Below are 7,550 nucleotides of genomic sequence, written 5' to 3'. Positions count from 1 at the left end.
GGCTACGGGCGGCCCTGGAGTTTGGCCGAGGTGGTGCGGGTGGGGGGGAGTTCGCCGTAGAGGAGACGGCCCGGGCATTCCGTGGCGAAGCCGTCGCGGTGGCCCGAGATGACGTTCAGGCGGACGTTGGTGCCCTTCGCGTAGAGGTTGCCGCCGCCGGAGCGCAGGGTGGTCTTGGCGCGGGGGTCCGCTCCGAAGAGGCCCAGTTTCCAGGCCGTGAGGCGGGCCACCGCGTCCACCGCGGGCTTCGGCGGGGCCGTCGAGGAGAACGTGCCGATCACCGCGATGCCCATGCTGTCCGTGTTGAAGCCCATGGTGTGCGCGCCGAGCACCGGCTTGGCGACTCCGCCCGCCCGGCCCTCGTAGACCGTGCCGCACTTGTCGACGGCGAAGTTGTAGCCGATGTCCCGCCAGCCGCTGCTGACGACGTGGTAGCGGTACAGGCTGCGCAGCACCGCCGGGGCGTCCTTGCAGGCGTAGTTGTTGCCTGAGGCGGTGTGGTGGACGAAGGCCGCCTTGACCGTGTTCGTGTAGACGAAGCCCTTCTCGCGCAGGCTCTCGTCGGCGCCCCAGCCCTTGCGGGTGACGATGCCGGGCCGCGGGCCGATGTACGGGGCGGCCGCGGCCTCGAGCGAGCCGTCGGCGAGGACGGCGTCGGCGGTGGAGTCGGCCTTGTTGAGCGCGGGGATCTGGTTGGCGCCGAGGGGGGCCATCGGGACGTTGGCGGAGGAGGACTCCGTCATTTCCATGGTCATGCCGGGGAGCAGGGCGCTCTCGCCCTTGTCGTCGACCGGCAGGGCCGTGCCGTTCTTGCCGTCCGTCGTGGCCCTGCCCGAGGAGCCGGGGTCGACGAGTTCGATCCGCAGGCCCTTGGGGAGCTTGCCGCTCTCGGTGCGGCCGCTGCCCGGTTCGGCCTGGACGCGGACCTCGACGCCGTCGGACTCGCCGACCCACAGCGGGGCGGTGCTCCCGCGGACCCGGCTGGATCCGCGTTCGTTCGTGTCGGGGTCGGCGGCGTGTTCGCTGTTGTGGGTTTCGACGTCCTGCCAGTCCGACCAGGCCGCGGTGGCCGCGGAGCGGGTGCGGACCTGGACGCGGCCGTGGAGCTGGGTGCCCGCGTCGTCCCAGACGACGCCGACGAGCGAGAACGTCTCGACCTCGCGCGCGGGCAGGCCCCGCGTCTCGGGCAGCCGGGGCGAGGTGCTCATGCCGGGGACTCCCGGGGAACGGTCCGCCGCGGGTCCCGTGGGGACCAGGGGCAGCGACACGGTGGACCCCGCGGGGGTCACGGGGGCCGAGCCCATCGACGGATTGGCCAGGGCCGTAGTGGGGAGCGCGAGCGGCAGGGCCAGTGCGGCAGCCGTCGCGACGCCGATCGAGGAAGCAAGGAATCCACGCATGGAAAGGATGCTGAGGACTCCCGGAACCCGGCGCCATCCGAGAACTGACGCACCGTCCGGTCCGGGCGGTGATACCCCTCCTCCGTACGGGGGATCGTGCTGCCGCCGTACGGAGGAGGGGCCCGCGTAGGCTCTGGTCCGTGAACGCCACTGACCGCACCCCTGCCGACCTGCTGCGATCCGCGCTCGCCGGCGATCCCGGCCGCCCGCTCGTCACCTTTTACGACGATGCCACGGGCGAGCGCGTCGAATTGTCCGTCGCCACCTTCGCCAATTGGGTGGCCAAGACCGCCAATCTGCTCCAGGGGGACCTGGGCGCCGAGCCCGGTGACCGGCTCGCGCTGCTGCTCCCGGCGCACTGGCAGAGCGCCGTGTGGCTGCTCGCCTGCGCCTCGGTCGGGGTCGTCGCCGAGGTGGGCGGGGACCCGGCCGGCGCCGACCTCGTGGTGAGCGGTCCCGACACCCTGGAGGAGGCGGCCGCCTGCTCCGGCGAGCGGGTGGCGCTGGCTCTGCGGCCGCTGGGCGGGCGCTTCCCGCAGCCGCCGGCCGGGTTCGCGGACTACGCCGTGGAGGTGCCGGGGCAGGGCGACCGGTTCGCGCCCTTCCAGCCCGTGGACGCGGACGGCCCCGGGCTGATGGTCGGCGGCGAGGAGCTCTCGTACGCGGGGATCGTGGAGCGGGCCCGCGAGGACGCGGTGAAGCTCGGCCGCGGCGAGGGCTCGCGGGTGCTGTCCCGGCTCGGCTACGACACCTGGGAGGGGCTCTCGGCCGGGCTGTACGCGGCCCTGGCGACGGGCGGCTCCGTGGTGCTGTGCCGCAACGCCGACGGGCTGCCGGAGCAGACGCTGGCCCAGCGGATCGAGAGCGAGCGCGTCACCCACACCGCCTAGTTCCGCCGTCACCCACTCCGCCCAACGCCGAATATGGGCGATTTGTCACCCACATGGCCCTGTACAGGGCCGTGCCCCCGGGCCGTGGCATGCACCCGGGGGCAGGATCGGCAGAGGCCGTACTCACCCGTACGGCCTCTGCGGTACGGGTGAGGGGACGGACGCGAGTGACGGACAGTGCGGGCATACCGGGCGGCACCGAAGCGGCCGGAGGCGCACCCAGGCCTCCGAGGAGCCGTCGGCGCCGCCTGCTGCGCCTGCTCGGGCTCGGTACGGTCCTGCTGGTCCTCGCCGGAGCCGCGGCCGGCTGGTGGGTCTACTCCAAGCTCGACGGGAACATCGCCGAGGACACCTCCGCCGCCGCCGAGCTGCGGCGCTACGACAAGGAGCGCCCGGCCCACCTGGCGGGCGGGGCCCAGAACATCCTGCTGATCGGCTCGGACTCGCGCTCCGGCAAGGACAACTCCGACTACGGCCAGGACGAGGGCACGCAGCGCTCGGACACCACGATCCTGCTGCACCTGCCGGCGGACCGGAAGAGCGCGACGATGGTCTCGATACCCCGGGACCTGATGACGGAGATACCCGCCTGCCTCCAGCAGGACGGCACCCGCACCCGGGAGCAGTTCGCCCAGTTCAACTGGGCCTTCGAATGGGGTGGCACCGCCTGCACGATCCGTACGGTGGAGGCGCTGACAGGGATCCGGGTCGATCACCACATGGTGCTGGACTTCAGCGGGTTCAAGAGGATGGTGGACGCCATCGGCGGGGTGGAGGTCTGCCTGAAGCGGCCGGTGGACGACACCGAGGCCAGGCTGAAGCTGCCGGCGGGCCGCCAGACGCTGCAGGGCGAGCAGGCGCTGGGCTTCGTACGGGCCCGCTACAGCCTGGGCAACGGCAGCGACACCGAGCGGATGGAGCGCCAGCAGATCTTCCTCGGGTCGCTCGTGAAGAAGGTGCAGAGCAACGGGGTGCTGCTGAACCCGGGGCGGCTGTATCCGCTGCTGGACGCGGCCACCTCCTCGGTGACCACGGACCCGGGGCTGGCCTCGCTGCGCGGGCTGTACGAGCTCGTACGGGGCGTGCGGGACATCCCGACCGACCAGGTCAAGTTCCTCACGGTGCCGCGCCGGCCGTACTCCGCCGACGCGAACCGGGACGAGCTGCGCGAGCCGGACGCGACCCAGCTGTTCCGGCGGCTGCGGGCGGACGAGCCGCTGACCATAGCCCCGCCCGCCCCCACGCCCACCCCCCCGACCGAGCGGGCGGCGCCGGGCGGCGGCGGGGACGGCGAGGACGAGGAGGGCTCCGGGGCGGACGGACCGGCCCGCGGAACCGCGGCCGGCCGGGGAACCGCCGACGGCCCCACGCCCGTCCCCACCTTTACGGGTACTACCGCGGGCATAGCCGATTGCCGGTAAAGCAATCCCAAAAGCCGGTGACCGACCCGAGCTTGTTGGGGCGATTGCCCCGTTGTAAGGGCGTGGAATTCATCACCAGCATGGTTTGGGACGGAGCTGTCCGGATAGGGTGAGCGATCCGGCGCCCGGCCAGCACAGAGGCCGCGCGCCAGCAGCCGGATCGTTGACCGGGCGCCCTAGGGGAGGCGCGTCGCGAAGCACCGACGGAGGATTCGAGCAAACCGTGGATGCGCAAAGCCGTGGACGGGCCGACGAGATCGACCCCGCAGACCAGTGGGTGCTCAACCCCCGCACCGGCAACTACGAACTGCGACTGGACCATTCCGTTGCGCAAGCGCCGCCGCAGCGGACCGCGCCCCACGACTCCGCCCGCAGAGCTCCCGCGACCCCCGGCGCCCCCCTCGCCCCGTCGCCGGCCGTCCCCGGACCGCGCCGCGGCGAGGGCCCCCCTCCCGGCGGAGGCCGGCGGGGTGGCCGTTCGCGCAAGGGCGGCGGCGGTCGCCGTAAGAAGATCCTGGTCACGACCGGTGGAACCCTGGCGTTCCTGCTGGTCGGCGGCTCGGTGGCGGCGTACCTCTACTACGACCACCTGAACGGCAACCTCACGGTCACCGACGTCGGCGACGCCGGTACGAGCGGCGGCTTCAAGAAGGACCAGGCCATCAACATCCTGGTCATCGGCACCGACAAGCGCAGCGGTGCGGGCAACGAGGGGTACGGGGACGCGGGCAGCGTCGGCCACGCCGACACCACGATCCTCTTCCACGTGGCGAAGGACCGCTCCAACGCCACGGCGCTGTCCATCCCGCGCGACCTGATCACCAACGTGCCGTCCTGCCCGACGAAGCAGCCGGACGGTTCAACGAAGAACATCGCGGGCGAGCGCGGGGTCCGGTTCAACACCAGCCTCGGCCAGGGCGGCCGCGACCCGGGCTGCACGATGCGCACGGTCAAGGAGCTCACCGGGATCCAGGTCGACCACTTCATGATGGCCGACTTCAACGCGGTGAAGAACCTGAGCACGGCGGTCGGCGGGGTGCCGGTCTGCGTGGAGAAGGCCGTCGACGACAAGGACTCCAAGCTCAAGCTGTCGGCGGGCGAGCACCGGCTGGAGGGCGAGCAGGCGCTGGCCTTCGTACGGACCCGGCACGCCTTCGGCAACGAGAGCGACCTCGACCGCATCAAGACCCAGCAGCAGTTCCTGAGCTCGATGATGCGCGAGATGAAGTCGAAGCAGACGCTCACGAGTCCGCAGAAGTTCTTCTCCCTCGCCGAGGCGGCCACCAAGTCCCTCAGCGTGGACTCGGGCATAGGGTCGATCGACAAACTCACCGAACTCGCGGGTGAATTGAAGAACATCGACCTCAAGAACATCACCTTCACCACGCTTCCGGTTCTCGACAATCCGGCGGAGAAGGTCAAGGCCACCGTCGTCGTCAACCCGGCGCAGGCCGATCCGCTGCTCCAGATGATCCGGGGGGACGTTTCCCTCACGGAGGTCGAGCAGAAGGAGCAGGCGGCGAAGGACAAGGAACAGGCCGCGAAGGACGCGGCCGACGCCGACGCGAAGGCCAGGACCGACGCGCTGCTGCAGGGCACCCGCGCCCCCGCCAAGGACGTCCGCGTGGACGTCTACAACGGCGGCGGTCCGGCGGGTTCGGCCTCCGGCACGCTCAACTGGCTGCAGAACACCAAGGGGGTGGGCAAGTCCAGCAACCTGGGCAACGCCCCCGCCAAGGTGGAGACCACGCAGCTGGAGTACGCGCCCAACCAGGCCGACCAGGCCCGGGCGCTGGCGGACATGATGGGGCTGCCGGCGACGGCGCTGAAGATGGGTACGGCCGATGCCGCGCCGAAGACACCGATGAAGCTGACGCTCGGCGCGGACTTCAAGGGGGCGGGGGTTTCACTGACCGCTCCGCAGAAGGCGCCCGAGGGCGTGCAGCGGGTCGAGGCGGACAAGGCTGTCTGCGCCAAGTGACGCGCGGGGCCGCCGACCTGGCGCCGCGGTCGAGCAATGACGTTCCGGATGCGCCGGACCGGCACAATACGGGACACGAAGTGATCTTGATGGGGGGGTACGTGTGAGGCACAGCAGCGTGCAAGGGGAGGGGGCGCCGGTCCAGTCCGGCGACGAGATACCCGACGACCGGCCGAACGCGGGCGCCACCGTGCCCCCGCCGCGGTCGGGCTCCGGCCACCGCCGGCGCGGCAAGAAGCGCCCGGCCAGGAGCCGGCGACGGCGCATACTGCGCTGGACCGCATCCATCCTGGCGCTGCTCATACTCGGGACGGCGGCGGCCGGCTACCTCTACTACCGCCACCTCAACGCCAACATCCAGAGCGGCCAGCGCCTGAGCGGCGACAGCGGTGTGGCCAAGACCGAGGCCGACGCCTCCGGCCGGCGGCCGATCAACATCCTGATGCTCGGCTCCGACGTCCGCGACGAGGCGAACGCGAAGCTCGGCGGGGGCTGGGACAACATCGGCGACCCCGCGCGGGCCGACGTGCAGATGCTGATCCACATCTCCGCCGACCGGAAGAACGCCTCGGTCACCTCCGTTCCGCGCGACACCCTCGTGGACATCCCGGAGTGCACGGATCCCAAGACGGGCAAGAAGTACAAGGCCGTCAGGACGATGATCAACGAGAGCCTCGCCAACGGGGGTCCCGGCTGCACCCTGGCCACCTGGGAGAAGCTGACCAACGTCTACATCGACCACTGGATGATGATCGACTTCGTCGGTGTGGTGAACATGGCCGACGCGATCGGCGGCGTCGACGTCTGCGTCAACCAGAACGTCTTCGACCAGTCGGAGCCGGGCTCGGGGGTGGGCGGTTCCGGCCTCAAGCTGAAGGCGGGCACCACCAGGGTCCAGGGCGAGCAGGCGCTCCAGTGGCTGCGCACCCGGCACGCCTTCGGCAGTGACATGGGCCGGGCCAAGGCGCAGCACATGTACATGAACTCGATGATGCGCGGGCTCAAGAGCCAGAACGCCTTCACCGACGTCCCCCGCCTCACGGGCCTGGCGGAGGCGGCGACGAAGTCGCTGAAGGTGTCGGAGGAGATCGGGTCGGTCAAGAAGCTCCTCGACCTCGGCCTCGCGCTCAAGGACGTACCCATCAACCGCATCACGATGACCACGATCCCGGTGCTGGACGCCCCGGGCGACAAGAACCGGGTCGTCATCAACACCGCGGACGCCGAGAAGATGTGGACGATGCTCCGCAAGGACGTCGCCATGGACTCCAACGGTGAACCGGCCCCGGCCGAGAGCGGCCAGCCGGGCACGGCCGGTTCCCCCTCGGCGCCGGCCCCCGAGCCCTCCAAGGCCCCGGTCACCGACCCCGCGAAGATCCCCGTACAGGTGGTCAACGGCACGGGCGTCGGGGCGGCCCCGGTGGGCAAGCGGGCCACCGTCATCGCGGGCCAGCTCGTCTCCAAGGGGTTCGCGCTGGCCAAGGCCGACACCGCGCTCACCCCGGAGAAGACCACGCTCGTCCGTTACGCGACGGACGCCCAGGCGGCCGACGCGCAGAGCGTGGCTGCGGCCCTCGGGATTCCGGCCGAGTCGGTGCAGAAGGCCCCCGGGGTCACCCGGATCACCCTCGTGGTGGGCGCGGACTGGCGGGAGGGCAACGTCTACCCGAAGCAGGCGGCGCCCGAGGCGGGCGGGGTCCCGGAGTCGGCCGACGTCCTGAACGGCACGGACACCAGCTGCATGGACATCTACCGGCCCTTCCGCTGGTGAGCTGAGCCCGGCGGGAGCACGGGCGTCATACGAAAGGGGTGACCCGGTCCGCCCGGACCGGGTCACCCCTTTCGTGTGAGCGGGTTC

5 protein-coding genes are annotated in these 7,550 nt (G+C 71.3%); 4 read left to right on the top strand and 1 reads right to left on the bottom strand.

Annotation, left to right across the window (positions count from 1 at the left end; all coding sequences use genetic code 11):
• Nucleotides 1–2: 2 nt before the first annotated feature.
• Nucleotides 3–1,400: a peptidoglycan recognition protein family protein gene (locus ACWGDE_RS33360; protein WP_453392795.1), complete on the bottom strand. Its 1,398-nt coding sequence runs from the start codon at nt 1,398–1,400 to the stop codon at nt 3–5.
• Nucleotides 1,401–1,540: 140 nt separating this feature from the next.
• On the opposite strand from ACWGDE_RS33360, the gene ACWGDE_RS33355 reads away from it, so the two are divergent.
• The 4 genes from ACWGDE_RS33355 (at nt 1,541) to ACWGDE_RS33340 (ending at nt 7,463) form a co-directional block, all read left to right on the top strand.
• Nucleotides 1,541–2,290 (top strand): TIGR03089 family protein, encoded by a 750-nt coding sequence (locus ACWGDE_RS33355; RefSeq protein WP_453392794.1) that lies wholly within the window; start codon nt 1,541–1,543, stop codon nt 2,288–2,290.
• Nucleotides 2,291–2,457: 167 nt separating this feature from the next.
• Nucleotides 2,458–3,711 (top strand): LCP family protein, encoded by a 1,254-nt coding sequence (locus ACWGDE_RS33350; RefSeq protein WP_453392793.1) that lies wholly within the window; start codon nt 2,458–2,460, stop codon nt 3,709–3,711.
• 223 nt (nt 3,712–3,934) lie between these two features.
• Complete coding sequence (locus ACWGDE_RS33345; RefSeq protein WP_453392792.1) at nt 3,935–5,692, top strand: LCP family protein; 1,758 nt, start codon at nt 3,935–3,937, stop codon at nt 5,690–5,692.
• A 103-nt stretch (nt 5,693–5,795) separates the two neighbouring features.
• The gene (locus ACWGDE_RS33340) at nt 5,796–7,463 is read left to right on the top strand and encodes an LCP family protein (RefSeq protein ID WP_453392791.1); all 1,668 of its coding nucleotides are present in this window, start codon (nt 5,796–5,798) and stop codon (nt 7,461–7,463) included.
• The last annotated feature ends 87 nt before the right edge of the window (nt 7,464–7,550 follow it).

This window comes from Streptomyces sp. NPDC054956 (assembly GCF_053609185.1).
The sequence above is the reverse complement of the archived record's forward strand: the minus strand, read 5'-3'. Positions and strand labels throughout refer to the sequence as shown.